Source organism: Microbacterium memoriense (assembly GCF_025398275.1).
Classification (GTDB): Bacteria; Actinomycetota; Actinomycetes; order Actinomycetales; family Microbacteriaceae; genus Microbacterium; species Microbacterium memoriense.
Genome location: NZ_JAODOR010000006.1, coordinates 1 through 17,949, shown reverse-complemented (window position 1 = coordinate 17,949; position 17,949 = coordinate 1). Strand labels below are relative to the sequence as shown.

Genomic DNA, 17,949 nt, shown 5'->3' with positions numbered 1-17,949 from the left:
GCAACCGGACGAGGAAAATACTCCCATACCCGCGCTCGATCACAGAACCCGGGCCGTCGGATCTGGGCGTCGGCTACCGTTGCAGAGTGACCACGCTTCTCCCGCCCGTCGCCCCCGTCCGCCCGATCACCCGCATCCACCACGGCGATGAGGTCGTCGACGAGTACGAATGGTTGCGCGCGAAGGATGACCCCGAAGTCATCGCTCACCTCGAAGCGGAGAACGCCTACACGGAGGCGCGCACCGCGGCGCTGGAACCCCTGCGGGAACGCATCTTCCAGGAAATCAAGTCGCGGACGCTCGAAAGCGACCTCTCGGTACCGACGCGAGAGGGTGACTGGTGGTACTACGGTCGCTCCGTCGAAGGACAGCAGTACGGCATCCACTGTCGCGCGCCACTGACCGACCCCGCCGACTGGACACCGCCGGTCCTCTCCCCCGGAGTCGATGTGCCGGGCGAGCAGGTGCTCCTGGACGGCAACATCGAGGCCGACGGGTTGGAGTTCTTCTCGCTCGGCAGCTTCGACGTCTCCGTCGACGGCACGCTCCTGCTCTACGGCGTCGACAGCGAGGGCGATGAGCGCTACACGCTGCGCATCCGCGATCTCGGCACCGGGAAGGACCTGCCCGATGTGATCGAGCAGACCTCGTCCGGAGCCATGTTCTCCCCCGACGGGCGCTTCGTCGTCTACACGACGGTCGACGATGCCTGGCGGCCCGACACCGTGTGGCTGCATGAAGTGGGAACGCCGGCATCCGACGATGTGACGCTGTTCCACGAGTCTGACGAGCGGTACTGGGTGGGAGCCGGTTTCACGCGGAGCCAGCGCTACCTCGTGATCGAAGTGGGGTCGTCGATCACCTCCGAGGAGTACCTCGTGGATGCCGCCGACCTCCGCTCCGAGCCGCGCTCGATCTGGCCGCGGCGCGAGGGGGTCGAGTACTCCGCGACCCACGCGGTCGTGGACGGCGAGGACGTGCTGTACATCCTGCACAACCACGACGCTCTCGACTTCGAGCTCGTTCGGGTCTCGGCGGCCAATCCGACCGGCCCACGCGCGGTCGTGCTCGCCCACGAGCCCGGCCGCAGGCTGCTGGACGTCTCGGCGTTCCGCGACTGGGGCGTGGTGTCCTACCGGCGCGAGGGCCTCGCCCGCATGGGCATGCTCGACTATGCGACGGACCGCGTCGACGAACTCGACTTCGCCGAGGAGCTGTATTCGGCCGGCGCCGCAGGTAACCCGGAATGGGCGCCGCCGCTCGTGCGCCTCGGCTACGGGTCGTTCGTGACCCCGGGCACCGTGTACGACTATGTCGTCGCGACGGGTGAGTTCCTGTTGCGCAAGCGCCAGCCGGTGCTCGGCGGCTATGACGCCGACGACTACGCGCAATCGCGGGTGTGGGCGACGGCATCCGACGGCGTGCGGGTACCGATCTCACTCGTGTGGAAGACGTCCTTCGGCACGCCCGGGGACGGTCCGCGGCCCGTGCACCTGTACGGCTACGGTTCGTACGAACACTCGATCGAACCCGGCTTCTCGGTCGCGCGACTGTCGATGCTCGACCGTGGTGTGATCTTCGCCGTCGCGCACGTCCGCGGTGGCGGCGAGATGGGTCGGCAGTGGTACGAGGACGGGAAGCTCGGGCACAAGCGCAACACGTTCACCGACTTCGTGGCTTGCGCGCACGAGTTGGTGGCTTCGGGCGTCACCACACCCGATCGCATGGTCGCCGAAGGCGGCTCGGCGGGGGGACTTCTGATGGGCGCGGTCGCGAACATCGCTCCCGAGATGTTCGCCGGCATCCTGGCTGACGTGCCGTTCGTCGACGCGCTGACGACGATCTTGGACCCGTCGCTGCCGTTGACCGTGATCGAGTGGGATGAGTGGGGTGACCCGCTGCACGATCCCGAGGTCTACGCGTACATGAAGTCCTACACGCCGTACGAGAACGTCCGGACGGATGTGGCGTATCCGCGCATCCTGGCCGCGACGTCGCTCAACGACACCCGCGTGTTCTACGTCGAGCCGGCCAAGTGGGTGGCGCGTCTGCGCGCCGTCGGCGCCGACGCGCTGCTGAAGTGCGAGATGGTCGCCGGGCACGGTGGTGTCAGCGGCCGGTACAACGCGTGGCGCCAGCGGGCGTTCGAACTCGCCTGGCTGCTGGACGTCCTCGACCTCGCCGACTGATCCCCGCAGCTGCCGCCCCTGCGGCTGCCGCGCGTGTCCCACTTTGGGCAGCCTGTGTCCCACTTTGGGCAACCGGTGTCCCACTTGTGGCTGGTTTCGGCGCGGAATTTCAGCCACTTTTGGGACATGCTGTCTCGGCGAGGGCGAGGGCGAGGGCGAGGGCGAGGCGGCAGGATGCGGCGGCGCACGCGACGGCAGGGTGAAGGATGCGGGGGACGACGCCCGGTCGGCAGCGCGCAACGCCCGGTCAGCGAGGCCAGCGATCGGCGGTCACCGGCCTGGCGTCCACCCCGCCCGCGTCAGCGCATCACGAACAATCGCCACGGCAGCACGTCCACCGCTGCCCATGTGATGCGACAGCACACGCCGGTGATCCCACCCCATGTCCCGGATGGCAGCCCACCGGTCCGCATCCCGTGCGAACTGCGCGGCATCCTCCGCGTGCACGCGGCCGTCGTACTCGATCGCCACGCGATAGCGCGGGAACGCCAGGTCGAGTTCAGCGACGAACTCGCCGCGGTCGTCGAACAGATTCCACCCCACGGCCGGCTCGGGGAATCCTGCATCCCCAAGCAGGAGCCGCAGTCGCGTTTCACGCGGCGACCGCACCCCGAAACGCACGGCGCGCAACGAACGGGCGAGGATCCCGCTTCGCACATCGCCCATGGTGGCGATCTCCGCGCGCAGATCCTCGACCGCCGCGAGAGGACGATCCCCGGAAATGAGGAAGTCAGCCGCCGCGACAAGATCGGCGAAGCTCCATAGCCTCCCCACCTGCCGCCATGCGCGCACCGGATTCTCGATCGGAAGGGCGCCGATGACCGCGAATGCCGGTTCACGAAGCTGCAGCCGATGCCCGATGATGCCGCGCGTGCGTGGCTCGCGTGCGGGCCGGTACGCGGACACATGCACGGCAGGCCGATAGGGCCACTCCGGCATCGGCACGCCGTGCTGGACGAGCGCCGTCTCATGGCTGAAGAACTGTCCGTCCGTCAACCGCGGCACGAATGCGAGACACGACGCCGTCAGCGAGTTCGCCTCTACGGCGCCCCGCACTCGGACGGAATGAAACGGGGTGGTGTAGGCCAGCCCGCGCAGTCGTCCTCGCTCAACGCCGACCGCGCGCGCTTGCGCAACAGTGAACGCCGCAGGAAGGAGTGCGGCAGGATCGTCGGATGCCGGCATCCGCCCATCGTCGTCCGCGCGCCCCGCGAGCGGGCACCCTGCGGTGCGATCGGTGGATGACGCGGCGAAGCCTCACATTGTGGAGGAAGCTCCGGTCCACAACCGACCCTTGTCCCACTTGTGGCTGGTTTCTGGCGTCAGAATCGACCACAAGTGGGACAAAGTATGCCGAAAGTGGGACAAGGGCCGCCCCAAGTGGGACGACGGGTGGGGGTCAGCCGAAGAGAGCGGCGGCCTCTTCGTAGCGGTAGATCGGGACGGTGTTCAGTTCGCCCAGGGCCTCCTCGAAGGGGACACGGACGATGTCGGTGCCCTTCATCGACACCATCTGGCCCCACGCGCCCTCGACGACCGCGTCCGCGGCGTGCAGGCCGAGCCGAGTCGCCAGCACGCGGTCGAAGGCCGACGGCGAACCGCCCCGCTGGATGTGGCCGAGAACCGTTGCACGGGTCTCGATGCCCGTGATGCGCTCGATCTCGGGCGCGAGGATCTCGCTGATGCCACCGAGGCGCGGGCGGTTGAACGCGTCCAGGCCCTTGTCGCTGTACGCCTCATCCATGCCCTGGAGAGTGAACCCCTCCGAGACGACGATCAGCGGCGCGCGGCCGCGGTCGTGGGCCTTCTGCACCTGCGCGGTGATCTCGTCGATCGACATCGGCACCTCGGGGATGCAGATGACGTGGGCGCCGGCGGCGATCCCGGAGTGCAGAGCGATCCAGCCGACGTGGCGTCCCATGACTTCGGCGACCATGCATCGCTGGTGCGAATCGCCCGTGGTGCGGAGGCGATCCATCGCCTCGGTCGCGATGTTGACGGCCGTGTCGAAACCGAACGAGTAGTCGGTCGCGCGGAGGTCGTTGTCGATCGTCTTGGGCACACCCATGACGTTGATGCCGTCGTTGTACAGGCGGTTCGCCGCGGCAAGAGTGCCCTCGCCGCCGATCGCCACGATGCCGTCGAGGCGGTGACCGTACATCGTCGCCTTGATGTTCTCGGCGCCGCCGCGCGGACCCTCATAGGGATTCGTGCGGCTCGTGCCGAGGATCGTGCCGCCGACCTTGGAGAGGCCCTTGACCTCGTGCCGCGTGAGCGGGAAGAAGTCGCCGTCGACGACGCCACGCCATCCATCACGGATGCCGACGAACTCGACGTTGTAGTTGGTCGTGCCCTTGAGCACGAGACCGCGGATGACGGCGTTCAGTCCGGGGCAATCGCCGCCGCTGGTGAGGATGCCGATCTTCATGTGGGGACCCTTTGTTTCAGTGATCTGCGTACGGCGTCGCTGCCTCCCCCGACACTATCGCTCCGGGGCACCGCACGGCCATCCGCACGACCGGGCAAAAACCCGATCGTGCGGATGCTGCGTCAACGCGTGCCGAGAGCCTGCCGCAGCAGGTGCATGAGCGCAGACATCTGGACCGAGTCGCTCGAGGTCGGATCGAGCTGTTCGCCGTCGAGGGCGCGAGCCGCGAGGCCCTGCTTCGAATCGATCAGCTCGGCGATCTTCGTGTCGATCGTGTGCGCCGCGATGATCCGCCACGCCGTGACGGGCTCGTCCTGACCGATGCGGTGCACGCGGTCGATCGCCTGCGTCTGCTCGGCGGCGGTCCAGCTGAGCTCCGCGAGCACGACGTTGGACGCCGCCTGCATGTTGAGACCGACGCCGGCCGCCGTCAGCGAACACACCGCGATCGCGACGTCGGGATCGTTGTTGAAGGCATCGATCGCGAGCTGTCGGGCCGGGGTCGTCTGGTCGCCGCGGATCGAGATCGTCCGCAACCCCGCCGATGCGAAATGCGCCTCGGCGGCATCCATCACGTCGATGTGCTTCGCGAAGAAGACGACCTTGCCGACCGATCGCTGCAGCTGCACCGCGTAGTCCGCCGCCAGCAACGCCTTGGCCTGACCGATCTTGCGCACCATCGTGAAGACATTGTCGCCACCGTTGCCGGCAGCCTTGGAATCCTCGAGTTCTCCGTGCGCGACGAGCCGCACGATGTCCTCATCGAATTCGCCACGGAAGACCTTGTCGCCGCGCGCCTCGATGATCCGGCGGTACTTCGCCGCCATGCGATCGCCGAGTTCGCGCTCGGCCGCGCGGATCGAACGTCCGAAGTCGTCGTCGAGTTCCACGGGGAGATCGGCCACGAGCTTGTCGGGCAGGTCGGCCGCGACGTCCTTCTTCTTGCGTCGGACGATGCCGAGCGAGATGACGGCGTCGCGAGCCTCGGGGTAGAACGCCTTGTCGGCGGGGGTCAGGCCCGTCGCGTCGAGGCGCTCCATGAGCTCCGGCCCCGGCTTCTCGCCGTTGGTCCAGCCGAGGAAACGCCAGATCGCATCGAAGTCCTCGACGTCGTTGATCAGTGGCGTGCCCGTCAGAGCGAGCATGAGCGGGTCGCGCACCTGCTCACGGATGCGGGCGGCGAGACCGAGAACGTTCTGCGACCGCTGCGAGGTGAGGTTCTTGATGAAGTGCGCCTCGTCGACGACCATCCCCTTCAGCCCGATCGAGCTGAGCCACGCCAGATGCCGGTCGAGGACCTCGTAGTTGACGATGAACACGTCCGCGAACGCGTCGATGTCGCCACCGTCCCCGGAGATCACCGTGGCGCGCCGCTGCGGCGTCCATCGTTCGACCTCACGTGCCCAGTTCATCTTCACGACGTTGGGCACGACGGCCAGCAGCGGGTACGCATTCGCGATGGATGCTGCCACGACCGACTGCGCGGTCTTGCCGAGGCCCGGTTCATCGGCCAGCAGGAACGAGCGGTGCCCGGCCCGGACGGCCTCGAGGAACCGCGACTGGTGCGGCATGATCTCCAGGCCCTTGGGCGACAGGCGATCGAACTCGGGCACAGGCGGCAACTCCATGGAAGCCGCAGACCCACCGGCGCCCGTCTCGAACGCCTTGTAGAGCGGACCCATCAGCTCCCAGCCGTCGAGGCGACGGCGGGCGGTGGAGGACGGAGCGCGCAGCGCCACGTCGGGCGCGAGGAACGGGTTCGACTCGCGTCGGGCCTCGATCTGGACGGGGATGACCTGCCGTTCGGCGAGCGCCGCAGGCACGACCTGGGTCTGCACGGGGGCCACGTCGGTGATGATCAGCTCGTCTTCGGCGAGTTCGGCGCCGGATTCCAGCAGCCAATCGCGCCGCATGCGCTTGGCGACCGGTGTCGTGGCCTGGTCGACTTCCAGCAGCTGGATCAGCGACGTATCGCGGGCGGCGGTCTTGGCGAGGATCGTGGCAACACCGTCGAGGCGCTTGAGAAGCTCGGCACGCGCGCCGGCGGGCACGGACTCATCGGATTTGACGCGGGCGCGCTCCTCGCGGACGAGGAAGGCGATCACCTGGAACTTGACGCGGTTGGTCGGGCCGAGCTTGCCGCGCTGGGCCTTGGCCTCGACCTCGCGCACTTTGCGCGCGAGGATCGGGATGAGCGGCGCGTCGTCGTCGCGTCGCGCCGGAGAGCTCTTGCGCCGTCTGTTGGACGCGCGCTGAGCAGATGCGGTGGATGCCGTGGGCGGCATGCTCCTCCTGAGCGTGGATGCCGGTGAGAGCCGGCGGAACCGGTCGGAATGACCGGTCGGTCGGAGTCCGCGACTGTCGCCGCGGGGGAAATGCACGAGGTCCGATCCACCCGGCTGCGGGTACTCACTTCTGCGAGCTGCGGCGACAGATGGGACAGGCCCTCGGCGCCAGTCTAGCGCGCTCGACCTGGCGCCGCCCGCAGGCGCAGGCTGTTGAGCACGACGAACACGCTCGAGAACGCCATCGCCGCTCCCGCGATCATCGGGTTCAGCAATCCGAACGCCGCGAGGGGGAGGGCGGCGACGTTGTACGCGAACGCCCAGAACAGGTTGCCGCGGATGATCGCCATCGTGCGCCGACTGAGCCGGATCGCGGTGACGACGGGGGCGAGCCCGACGCCGGTCACCGCGATGTCGCTCGCGTGGACCGCGGCATCCGTCCCGCCGCCCATCGCGATCCCGAGGTCGGCGGTGGCCAGCGCCGCGGCGTCGTTGATGCCGTCACCGACCATCGCGACGCGGCGGCCCGCCGCCTGCAGTCGGCGGATCTCGGCGACCTTGCCTTCGGGCAAGACCCCGGAGATCACGTCGTCGATCCCGGCGGCGCGCGCCGCTGTCGCGGCCGCGCCGGCGTTGTCTCCGGTGAGGAGGAGAACGTGCAACCCCATGCCCTGCAGGGACGAGACGGCCGCGGCACTATCGGGTCGGACGGTGTCGGCGACCGTCACGACGGCGCGCACACGCCCGTCCCATCCGGCCACGACGGCGGTCGCACCGGCCTCTTCCGCACGGCGGACGGCCGCTGTCACGACGTCGGGCAACGCCCCGGTGTGCGTTTCGGCGAAGGCGGGACGACCGGCGAAGACGGCGTGTCCGTCGACGGTGCCGGTGACGCCCCGGCCGGCGTGGCCGGTGAACTCTTCGACGGATGCCGGGGTCGCGCTCAGTGCGGCAAGCGCACGCGCGACGGGATGCTCGGACGCGTGCTCGAGCGACGCCACCAGGTGGGCGACCGTGTCGGCATGCGTGTCAGCATCGAGCACGTCGATGCCGCGCACACTCATCTCGCCGGTCGTCACGGTCCCCGTCTTGTCAAGGATGACGGTGTCGATGCGGTCGGCACTCTCCAGCGCTTCGGGTCCCGTGATCAGGACACCCAGCTGCGCGCCCCGGCCCGTACCCACCAGGATCGCGATCGGCGTGGCGAGCCCGAGCGCGCACGGGCAGGCGATGATGAGGACCGCGACAGCAGCGGTGAATCCGGCTGCGATCCCACCCCCGAGCGCGACCCAGACGACCAGAGTGAGGATCGAGAGCGCGATCACGATCGGCACGAATACCGCCGAGATGCGATCGGCGAGGCGCTGGACATGACTCTTCCCCGCCTGAGCGTCTTCGACGAGGCGCGCCATGTGCGCGAGTCGCGTATCGGCGCCCACCGACGTGGCGGTGACGATCAATCGGCCGTCGACGGCGAGGGTGCCACCGGTGACGACATCGCCCGGGCCGACCTCCACGGGGGCCGATTCACCGGTCAGCATGCTCTGGTCGACCGATGCGCGCCCCTGGGCGACCCGGCCATCCGACGCGACCTTCTCGCCGGGTCGCGTGAGGAAGTCGTCCCCGACCTGCAGATCCTCGACCGGGATCCGGGACCCGTCGACGAGCTCGACCTCGGCAGCGGACAGCGCGAGCAGCGCCTGAACGGCTGCGCCGGCGCGGCGCTTGGAACGTTGCTCGACAACGCGCCCCAACAACAGGAACACCGTGACGGCCGCGCTCACCTCGAAGTAGACGAGCGCGCTCGGGTCGTGGACGGGGCCGAACAGGTCCGCATCGTGGGTGAGCCCGATCCGCCCGGCCGTGCCGAACAGCATCGCCCAGAGACTCCACAGGAACGCAGCTCCGGTACCGAGGGTGATCAGCGTGTCCATGGTCAACGCGCCGTGACGCCCGGCGGCGAACGTCGCGCGGTGGAACGGCCATCCGCCCCACAGCACGATCGGCGTGGTGAGCACGAGGCAGAGCCACTGCCAGCCCGGGAACTGCCACGCGGGCACCATGCTGACGGCGATCACGGGGACCGCGAGTGCCGCGCTGACGATCAGCCGGGTTCGCAGTGACGTGCGCCCGGCGACGTCGCCGTGATCGTGCGCGTGGTCAGCCCCGGCGACGTGGCCCTCGGCAGGAACAGTGCGAGGGCGCACGACGGCGTCGTAGCCGGCGGCACGGACAGCCTGGACGAGTTCGTCGGGATCGAGGGCGGCCGGGAAGCTCACGCGCGCCGTTTCGGTCGCGAGGTTCACCGTGGCGTCGACGCCTTCGACACGGGTGAGACGCTTTTCCACCCGCGCAACGCAACTGGCGCAGGTCATTCCCTCGATATCGAGGACCGCGTCGGAGCGGGCATCTGTGGGAGTCATGTCACTTCCGGCCGACGAGCGTGTACCCCGCCTCGCTGACCGCCGCGGCGATCTGCGCATCGGCCACCCCATCCATCGTGACGGTGAGGGTTCCCGCCGCCACATCGACGGCGACGTCATCGACACCCGCGACACCTCGCACCTCGCGCGTGACCGCTGCACTGCAGTGGCCACAGGTCATGCCGTCGATCGTGAAGGTCTGAGTCGTCATGTCATCTCCTGTGCTCGGGAACGGATACCGCTCGCCTCGGTGACAACAATAATACCCCCCGGGGGTATTCCCTACCCGTCGGCCAGACCCTGCTGCCACGAGTACAACAGCCCCGCGTCGTCCGTCACGATCCCGTCGACGCCGAGATCGGTGACCCTCCCCCACTGGGTGTCGGAATTGAGCGTGTAGACGATCACCCGCAGCCCTGCGGCGTGCAACTCGTCGATCACCTCGGGTTGCGCTTCCAGGGCCTTCCTCCCGATCAGGATGCCGCGCGCTCCCACCTGTCGCACCGCGTGCGCGATGTCGCTCGGCAGCTTCTTGAGGCTGATCAGGCGAGCGACGACCTCGGAACGTGCCTGCACGTACGCCAGAGTCCGCGCGTCGAAGCTCGCGACAGCCACGACCCGCTCGAGATCACGCTCGACCAGACTGCCCACCAGTGTCGCCGCCGCCTCCGGAGTCCAGGTGCCCTTGAGATCCAGAATCGCTCGGGCGTGCGAGCCGGCCAGGACATCGAGGAACTCCTCCGCGGTCGGTACCTGGGTGCCGGCGAAGGCCGGCGAGAACCACGAACCGGCGTCGAGATCGCGCACCTCGTCGAGTGTCAGAGCCGCGACCGACCCCTGCCCGTCGGTCGTGCGATCCACGGTTCTGTCGTGCATCAGGACGGCATGACCATCGGCGGTCAGCACGAGGTCGACTTCGACGTACTCGAAGCCGGCGCGCAGGGCTTCGCGGACAGCCGGCAGGGTGTTCTCCGGTGCGGCGGTCGTGCCCCCACGGTGACCGGCGACGAAGGCCGTCTCCCCCGGATCACGTGCCGCGCCGAGCAGTTCTTCCGCCGTGACCCGGCTGGGCGCGACCCCCATGGCCCCGATCACCACACTGGCCACGGCCAACACGCACACGATCAACAGGGCCGGCAGTCCATCGGTCCGCGGCGGTGCGGTCATTGAGGTTCCTTCACGCTGTGACGACGTCGTCTCGACCACCCTAGCGGGTCACGTTACCCATTCGTTATCTTTTGTTCACCCGCGGTCCACGTCGCCGCACGCTGTCCTCCCGACAGGCCCACGCGCGTACGCTGGAGGAATGGCCACCATCACCGAACGCGCACTCGCCGCCACCCTTGACCACGCGATCCTCAAGCCCGAATTGACCCGCGCCGACGTGGACGCCGAACTCGACATCGCGGCGGAATGGGGCGTCTTCAGCGTCTGCGTGCGCCCGAGCGATATCTCCTACGCCGTTGCGCGTCTCACGGGTACCGGCGTCGCCGTCGGCACCGTCATCGGATTCCCGCACGGCACCACATCGACCGCCGCCAAGGTCGCCGAAGTCCGGCAGGCTCTGGCCGACGGGGCGACCGAATTCGACATGGTTGTGAACATCGGCGCACTGCGGTCCGGCTTCGACGATGTCGTCACGGACGACATCCGCGCGGTCGTGGCGGCGGCATCCGGACACATCACCAAAGTCATCCTGGAAACCGCGTTGCTCGACGACGAGCAGATCGCACGCGGGAGCCGTTTGACCGAGGCGGGCGGGGCGAACTTCGTCAAGACCTCGACCGGGTTCGCCGGTGGCGGCGCGACCGTCCCCCATGTCGAACTCATGCGCGCGAACGTCGGCGCGGATGTCGAAGTGAAGGCCTCCGGCGGGGTCCGCAGCTACGCGGATGCTCTCGCCATGCTCGCCGCCGGCGCGACACGGCTCGGCACGAGCGGAAGCGCCGTCATCCTCGGTGAGGCACGCCGAGTGGATGCCGGCGAGCAGGCCACCGGCGCGGTCGACGCCGCGTCGTACTGAGTTCCGCGCGTCAGGCCAGGACGCGGCGGATCTCCGCGACGTCCTGGTCCATGCGATCGATCAGCGCCTCGATGCCGTCGAACGCCAGCATCCCGCGCACACGATACGTGAACTGGATCTGCACACGGTGTCCGTACAGATCGAGGTCCGTCTCGTCGAGGACGTAGGCCTCGACCTGGCGCGCATGCACGTCATCGAAGGTCGGGTTCGTGCCCACCGAGATCGCCGCCGGGTACCGGGTCACGGCGCCGATCGGCTGCGTGCCCTCCGCTGCCGGGCCTTCGTCGATCAACCAGCCGGCGTACACGCCGTCCGCCGGGATGAAGCCCTCCGCGTCCGTCGACAGGTTCGCGGTCGGAAACCCCAGCTCACGCCCGCGCTTGAGCCCGTGCACGACCTCGCCCTGAACGGCGTGCGGCCGGCCGAGCAAGCGCGCAGCACCCTCGACGTCGCCGGCATCCAGCAGATCACGTACCCAGGTCGACGACACGCGCCGCCCCCCACCGTGCACGTCCCCGACGACATCGACCGCGAAGCCGAACTCGCCGCCCAGGGCGATCAGCAGATCGGGATCCCCCACGCCGCCCCGACCGAAACGGAAGTCGTCGCCCACCATGAGGGTCTTCACCCCGAGGGACTCCACGAGGACGTGCTCGACGAAGGCGCGCGGCTCGAGATCGGCGAGCGCCGCGTCGAAGCGGAGGACGAGGACGGCGTCGATCCCCTCGGCGGAGAGAAGCCGCAGTTTCTGATCGAGACTCGCGAGTGGTTCCGGGCACAGCTCGGGACGCAGGAAGCTCAGCGGGTTGCGGTCGAAGGTCACGGCCACGACGCGCGCACCGGCATCGGCGGCCGCCACGCGGGCGCGATCGATCACCGCACGGTGCCCGGAGTGCACGCCGTCGAATTTGCCGATGGCCACGACGCTCGGGCCGAAACCGGCGGGCACATCTGCCGGATCACGGAAGACGATCACCAGCTCGATCCCTCCACGACGGGGACAGCCGCCGGTTCGGTTCGCCCGGACGTCACGAGCCACCAGATGCCGATGAACGGCAGCGCCAGCGGAATCCAGAAGTAGCCGTAGCCGTAGCCGGACCACACCGTCGCGTCGTGCGCGAAGAACTCGGGATGCGTGAGACTCAGCGTCCCGACGATGAGCACACCGGCCAATTCGAAGCAGATCGCCACCCACGCCACGAGGTACCACGCGTGCGAATCGGAGCGCACGAGCGCGATGGTCGCGAGGATGTAGACCAGCGCAGCGATCGCCGACAGTGTGTAGGCGATCGGGGCGCCGGCGAAGTCTTCGACGATCTGCACGAACGAGCGACCGGTCGCCGCGAGAGCCATGATCGCGTAGACGATCACGAGGACGCGGCCGATGCCGGTCATTCGGGGACGGGGCGTTGACATGACCTGTCCATGATAATCGCGCAGCGAGCGGGCCTTCACAGCGTCGGCAGGGTCCAGATGACCTGCATCCGCCACACCATGACGGCGACGGCCAGAGCAGCGATGCCCATGATCACGGTGCTCCACCGACTGCGTTCGATGAGCGCCCAGAAGACAGCAGCGGGCGGCAGGAGAACGGCCGAGACCAGGTAGACCCAGAACTCCAGGGCACTGCCGGTCGGCGGGTTGCCCGTCAGCGGGGCAACGATCGCCACGACGATCTGCGCCACGAGAAGCAGGAATATGAGCGCGAGTCCGCCGACGCTGAGGTCGCTGGGACGACGCCCGGCGAGCCCGAGCGACACGCAGACGAGCCCGACGGCGACGGCGACGGCGACCTGCACGAGGGCGAACCACTCGATCATGCGTCACCCTGCGGCATGTTCATGACACTTTTGACGTCGTCGCCGCGACGCTCGACGATTCCGATGAGCTCCCCGTCCGGTGCGATGGCCGCGGGTGTCGTGCGGGTCAGCCGCGCCGCGGCCCCGGGGAGCCGCTTTCCGTGCCGGAGATCGCGGGCTTCCTCCGCCGATACCGCGAAGACACCGAGCACGTCGGCGGCGACGCTCGCATCGGCGCGCAACTCCACCTCGGGGACGATCTCGGCGACGGTATCGGCCACGTCGAACGGCCCGATGCGCGTGCGGCGGAGCGCCGTCAGGTGCCCTCCGACACCGAGGTCCGCGCCGAGATCGCGGGCCAGCGCCCGGATGTAGGTGCCGCTCGAGCAGTCGACGACGACATCCACGTCGACCACACCCGCCTCCCGGCGCACGGCAACGATGTCGAAGCGGCTGACGGTGACGGCACGCGCGCGCAGTTCCACGTGCTCCCCCGCCCGGGCGAGGTCGTACGCACGCTTGCCGCCGATCTTGATCGCCGAGACGGTGCTGGGCACTTGCGAGATGTCGCCCGTCAACGGGGTGATCCCGGCGCGGATCTGATCGTCGGTGACCGCGGTCGCATCCGTACGGCTCGTCTCGACGCCGTCCGCATCATCCGAGTCGGTCGCGACGCCGAGCCGGATGGTCGCCTCGTAGGTCTTCCCGAGGCCCACGATGAAGGTCAGCAGGCGCGTCGCCGGGCCGATCCCGAGCACGAGCAGACCGGTGGCCATGGGGTCCAGCGTGCCGGCATGGCCGATCTTGCGGGTGTTCAGGGCGCGGCGGGCACGGGAGACGACGTCGTGGCTCGTGATGCCCTGCGGCTTGTCCACCAAGAGGATCCCGCGGGGCTGCGGTCGGGGCTCGGGCATGCCTTCCAGCCTAATCCGGCCGCCGATGTCGCGGCCATCACGGACCGTATTCAGTCTCCCGGGCGCGGGACTCCCGGGTCGCGCGCGGATTTCCGCAGCGGAGTCGCCGACTCCCGCGCGTGCGGACTGAATACGGGACGTGGCGTGGGACGTAGGCTGTCCGGATGCCCGATCTCGCCGCCCCGCTGATCGCGTGGTACCGACGCAACGCGCGCGAACTGCCGTGGCGGGCACCGAGCTTCGGCGCGTGGGGAACGCTCGTGAGCGAATTCATGCTGCAGCAGACGCCGGTCGCGCGCGTGGTCCCCCACCTGGAGGCGTGGCTCGGCCGGTGGCCGACACCCGCGACCCTCGCCGGTGATCCTCCGGCCGAGGCGGTGCGGCAGTGGGCGAACCTCGGGTACCCGCGGCGTGCCCTGTGGCTCCACCGCGCGGCGGTCGAAATCCGTGATCGGCACGACGGCGTCGTCCCGCGCGATGTCGAGGCCCTGCTGGCGTTGACGGGGATCGGCGACTACACGGCGCGCGCCGTGGCCGTCTTCGCTTACGGAGATCGTCATCCGGTCGTCGACACCAACACTCGGCGCGTGATCGCCCGCGCCGTCGCCGGACGCTCGCAGCCGGGGTCGCCGGCCAAGGCCGACCTCGTCGCGATGAATGCTCTCCTACCGGCCGACGACACGGATGCCGCGGTCTTCAACGCGGCGACGATGGAGCTCGGTGCGGTCGTCTGCACGGCGAGGGCACCGAAGTGCGAGGCATGCCCGGTCGCGTCGATGTGCGCGTGGCGCGCGGCCGGCTATCCGGACACGGGCGACGACCGTCGCCGCCAGGCCCGATACGAGGGCAGCGACCGCCAGACACGCGGGGCCGTCCTGAAGACGCTGCGCGACGCATCCACCCACGACGTGCCGCAGGATGCCGTGATCCCCGACTGGCCGGACGCGGCTCAGCGCGATCGCGCGATCGATTCCCTCATCGCCGACGGACTTCTCGAAGCCTCGGGCGGACACCTCCGCTTGCCGCGGGAGGTGTAGTCCGCTCAGGCCTCGTCGTCGCTCACCGAAGCGGCGGGAGCAGGAGCAGCAGCTCCCTCTTCACGGGGCTTCAGGTAGGGGTCTGCGTCGCCGGCGTACGATGCACCGGTCGCGAGACCGGCCACGGCAGCGTCGCGCTCCCGCGCTTCGCGCAACAGGTCGGCGATGTGACCGGCGTTGTCGGGCAGCGCATCTGGAATGAACTCCAACGACGGGGTCAGTCGGATGTTCAGGTGCTTGCCGACTTCGCTGCGCAGCATCCCGGTCGCGGAGGCGAGCGCCTGCGCCGAGGAGAGGCGCTCTTCGTCGGTGCCGTACACGGTGTAGAAGACCGAGGCGTGCTGCAGATCGCCCGTGACGCGGACGTCCGTGATCGTCACGAAGCCCAAACGCGGGTCGCGAAGGCCCTTCTCGAGGCGTTCGGCGAGGATCACGCGGATGCGGTCGCCGAGGCGTGCCTGACGTTCATTACCCATGACTGTTCCTTTCGACACGTGAGGGGTGCCCGTAGGCACCCCTCACGTCATGCGAGTCAGCCGCGAGGCTTCTCGATCATTTCCGTGGTCTCGATCTCGTCGCCGATCTGGATGTCGTTGAACTTACCGAGTCCGATACCGGCCTCGAAGTCCGTGCGGACCTCGGTGACGTCATCCTTGAAGCGGCGCAGCGACTCGATGGCGAGGCCATCGGCCAGCACGACACCGTCGCGGATGACGCGCGCCTTGGCGTTGCGCGTGATCGTTCCCGACCGCACGATGACACCGGCGATGTTGCCGAACTTGGAGGAGCGGAACACCTCGCGGATCTCGGCGACACCGGACTGGATCTCTTCGTACTCCGGCTTGAGCAGGCCCTTCAGCGACTGCTCGACGTCGTCGATCGCGTTGTAGATGACCGAGTAGAACCGGACATCCACACCCTCGCGCGCCGCGCGCTCGCGGGCCTTGGGATCGGGGCGGACGTTGAAGCCGATGACGATCGCGTTGTCGATCGTCGCCAGGTTGATGTCGGACTCGGTGACAGCACCCACACCACGGTGGATGATCCGCAGCTGCACGGAATCGTCGACCTCGATCTTGAGGAGCGACTCTTCGAGCGCCTCGACGGCACCCGACACGTCACCCTTGATGATGAGGTTGAGCGACTCGACCTTGCCGTCCTCGAGAGCACGCGTGAAGTCTTCCAGCGAGATGCGCTTGCGGGCCTTGGCCAGCTGGGCATTGCGCTCGGCGGCTTCACGCTTCTCCGCGATCTGACGGGCGAGGCGATCCTCTTCCGTGACGATGAAGGTGTCACCGGCGCGCGGCACAGAGTTCAGACCCTGCACCTGCACCGGACGCGACGGGTACGCCTCCAGAACAGCGTCGCCGTTCTCGTCCGCCATCGCACGCACTCGCCCATAGGCGGTGCCCGCGACGATCGAGTCGCCGACGCGCAGCGTTCCGGACTGGATGAGGACGGTGGCAACCGAACCGCGACCCTTGTCGAGCTTCGCTTCGATCGCGACACCGCGGGCAGCCTTGTTCGGGTTGGCCGTGAGGTCGAGCCCGGCGTCCGCCGTCAGGAGGACCGCGTCGAGCAGACCCTGGATGTTGAGGCCATCGCGGGCCGAGACATCCACGAAGATCACATCTCCGCCGTACTCCTCGGCGACCAGGCCGTATTCGGTCAGCTGCTGACGGACCTTGGCCGGGTTGGCGTCGGGCTTGTCGACCTTGTTGACCGCGACCACGATCGGCACGTTCGCGGCCTGAGCGTGGTTGAGCGCCTCGACCGTCTGCGGCATGATGCCGTCGTCGGCGGCGACCACGAGGATCGCGAGGTCGGTGACCTGCGCGCCACGGGCACGCATGGCCGTGAAGGCCTCGTGGCCCGGGGTGTCGATGAACGTGATGGCACGCTCGATGCCCTCGTGCTCGGTCCACACCTGGTACGCACCGATGTGCTGCGTGATGCCACCGGCTTCACCGGCGACGACGTTCGCGTTGCGGATCGCATCGAGAAGGCGCGTCTTACCGTGGTCGACGTGACCCATGACGGTCACGACCGGCGGACGGATCTCGAGGTCGTCTTCGCTCTCGTCCTCGAGCTCCTGGTCGAGGTCCAGACCGAAGGTCTCGAGGAGTTCCTTGTCCTCGTCCTCGGGAGAGACCATCTGGATCTTGTAGCCGAGTTCGGCGCCCAAGACCTCGAAGGTCGCCTCATCGAGCGACTCGGTCGCGGTCGCCATCTCACCCAGGTTGAACAGGATGGTGACGAGCGTTCCGGGCTGCACCGTGTAGCCGGTGATGTTCTCGATCTTGTCGGCGAAGTCCGAGATGGATGCGCCGCGGCGCATGCGGATGATCTCGCCGTTACCGCGCGAGACGTTGACGCCACCGACCGTCGGGGCATCCCGCATCTCGAATTCTTGCCGCTTCGCCCGACGCGACTTGCGCTGCTTGGACTTGCCGCCACCCTTACCGAAGGCACCTGCCGTACCACCGCCGGGGCCGCGGCCACGGCCACCGCCACCGCCGGGACGACCGGCGAAACCGCCGGCCGGAGCTGCACCGGGTGCACCACCGGGACGCTGGAAGCCACCGGCACCGCCGGGACGACCGGGGCCGCCGGGACGCTGCTGGAACGGAGCGCCGGGGCGACCGGCGCCACCGGGACGGCCCGGACCACCCGGACGCGGAGCGCCGGGACGAGGGGCGCCGGGGCGCGGGGCCTGGGGACGCGGGATGTTGCCGGGAGTCGGGCTCGGGCGCTGGCCCATGCCCTGCGCCGACGCGAACGGGTTGTTGCCGGGGCGGGGGCCGGCGGGACGCTGACCCATGCCCTGTGCCGACGCGAACGGGTTGTTGCC

Annotated in this window: 15 protein-coding genes; 3 read left to right on the top strand and 12 right to left on the bottom strand. The window is 68.8% G+C overall.

Annotated features, from left to right (window positions below; translation table 11 throughout):
• The first annotated feature begins 86 nt into the window (after nt 1-86).
• Nucleotides 87-2,189: a S9 family peptidase gene (locus N4R40_RS05605; protein ID WP_261606389.1), complete on the top strand. Its 2,103-nt coding sequence runs from the start codon at nt 87-89 to the stop codon at nt 2,187-2,189.
• A 270-nt stretch (nt 2,190-2,459) separates the two neighbouring features.
• Here the strand turns inward: N4R40_RS05605 and N4R40_RS05600 are convergent, their stop codons facing one another.
• The 6 genes from N4R40_RS05600 to N4R40_RS05575 form a co-directional block, all read right to left on the bottom strand.
• Nucleotides 2,460-3,374: an endonuclease domain-containing protein gene (locus N4R40_RS05600; protein ID WP_261606388.1), complete on the bottom strand. Its 915-nt coding sequence runs from the start codon at nt 3,372-3,374 to the stop codon at nt 2,460-2,462.
• Between the two features lie 214 nt (nt 3,375-3,588).
• The gene (locus tag N4R40_RS05595; RefSeq protein WP_261606387.1) at nt 3,589-4,617 is read right to left on the bottom strand and encodes a 6-phosphofructokinase; all 1,029 of its coding nucleotides are present in this window, start codon (nt 4,615-4,617) and stop codon (nt 3,589-3,591) included.
• 122 nt (nt 4,618-4,739) lie between these two features.
• Nucleotides 4,740-6,902, bottom strand: a complete 2,163-nt coding sequence (locus N4R40_RS05590; RefSeq protein WP_261606386.1) for a DEAD/DEAH box helicase — start codon at nt 6,900-6,902, stop codon at nt 4,740-4,742.
• Between the two features lie 173 nt (nt 6,903-7,075).
• The gene (locus N4R40_RS05585; RefSeq protein ID WP_261606385.1) at nt 7,076-9,325 is read right to left on the bottom strand and encodes a heavy metal translocating P-type ATPase; all 2,250 of its coding nucleotides are present in this window, start codon (nt 9,323-9,325) and stop codon (nt 7,076-7,078) included.
• Nucleotide 9,326: 1 nt separating this feature from the next.
• Nucleotides 9,327-9,536: a heavy-metal-associated domain-containing protein gene (locus N4R40_RS05580; protein ID WP_261606384.1), complete on the bottom strand. Its 210-nt coding sequence runs from the start codon at nt 9,534-9,536 to the stop codon at nt 9,327-9,329.
• Nucleotides 9,537-9,607: 71 nt separating this feature from the next.
• The gene (locus N4R40_RS05575) at nt 9,608-10,492 is read right to left on the bottom strand and encodes a glycerophosphodiester phosphodiesterase (RefSeq protein ID WP_261606383.1); all 885 of its coding nucleotides are present in this window, start codon (nt 10,490-10,492) and stop codon (nt 9,608-9,610) included.
• A 139-nt stretch (nt 10,493-10,631) separates the two neighbouring features.
• Here N4R40_RS05575 and deoC point away from each other — a divergent pair, with 139 nt between their 5' ends.
• Nucleotides 10,632-11,348 carry a deoxyribose-phosphate aldolase gene (gene deoC / locus N4R40_RS05570; RefSeq protein ID WP_261606382.1) on the top strand — a complete coding sequence of 239 codons (717 nt, stop codon included), beginning with the start codon at nt 10,632-10,634 and terminating at the stop codon, nt 11,346-11,348.
• 10 nt (nt 11,349-11,358) lie between these two features.
• On the opposite strand, the gene N4R40_RS05565 is transcribed toward deoC, so the two are convergent.
• The 4 genes from N4R40_RS05565 to truB are packed head-to-tail and all read right to left on the bottom strand — an operon-like array spanning nt 11,359 to nt 14,061.
• Nucleotides 11,359-12,324, bottom strand: coding sequence for a bifunctional riboflavin kinase/FAD synthetase (locus N4R40_RS05565; protein ID WP_261606381.1), 966 nt, complete (start codon nt 12,322-12,324; stop codon nt 11,359-11,361).
• Nucleotides 12,321-12,764, bottom strand: a complete 444-nt coding sequence (locus N4R40_RS05560) for a hypothetical protein (RefSeq protein ID WP_261606380.1) — start codon at nt 12,762-12,764, stop codon at nt 12,321-12,323. Before N4R40_RS05560 ends, N4R40_RS05565 begins: the two co-directional genes overlap by 4 nt.
• Before the next feature lie 35 nt (nt 12,765-12,799).
• The gene (locus tag N4R40_RS05555; RefSeq protein ID WP_261606379.1) at nt 12,800-13,168 is read right to left on the bottom strand and encodes a hypothetical protein; all 369 of its coding nucleotides are present in this window, start codon (nt 13,166-13,168) and stop codon (nt 12,800-12,802) included.
• Nucleotides 13,165-14,061 (bottom strand): tRNA pseudouridine(55) synthase TruB, encoded by an 897-nt coding sequence (gene truB / locus N4R40_RS05550; RefSeq protein WP_261606378.1) that lies wholly within the window; start codon nt 14,059-14,061, stop codon nt 13,165-13,167. Before truB ends, N4R40_RS05555 begins: the two co-directional genes overlap by 4 nt.
• A gap of 164 nt (nt 14,062-14,225) precedes the next feature.
• Here truB and N4R40_RS05545 point away from each other — a divergent pair, with 164 nt between their 5' ends.
• Nucleotides 14,226-15,098, top strand: a complete 873-nt coding sequence (locus N4R40_RS05545) for an HhH-GPD family protein (RefSeq protein ID WP_261606377.1) — start codon at nt 14,226-14,228, stop codon at nt 15,096-15,098.
• Nucleotides 15,099-15,103: 5 nt separating this feature from the next.
• On the opposite strand, the gene rbfA is transcribed toward N4R40_RS05545, so the two are convergent.
• The gene (gene rbfA, locus N4R40_RS05540) at nt 15,104-15,574 is read right to left on the bottom strand and encodes a 30S ribosome-binding factor RbfA (protein WP_261606376.1); all 471 of its coding nucleotides are present in this window, start codon (nt 15,572-15,574) and stop codon (nt 15,104-15,106) included.
• 56 nt (nt 15,575-15,630) lie between these two features.
• Nucleotides 15,631-17,949, bottom strand: a 2,319-nt coding sequence (gene infB, locus N4R40_RS05535; RefSeq protein ID WP_261606375.1) for a translation initiation factor IF-2, incomplete at its 5' end; no start/stop codon positions are given.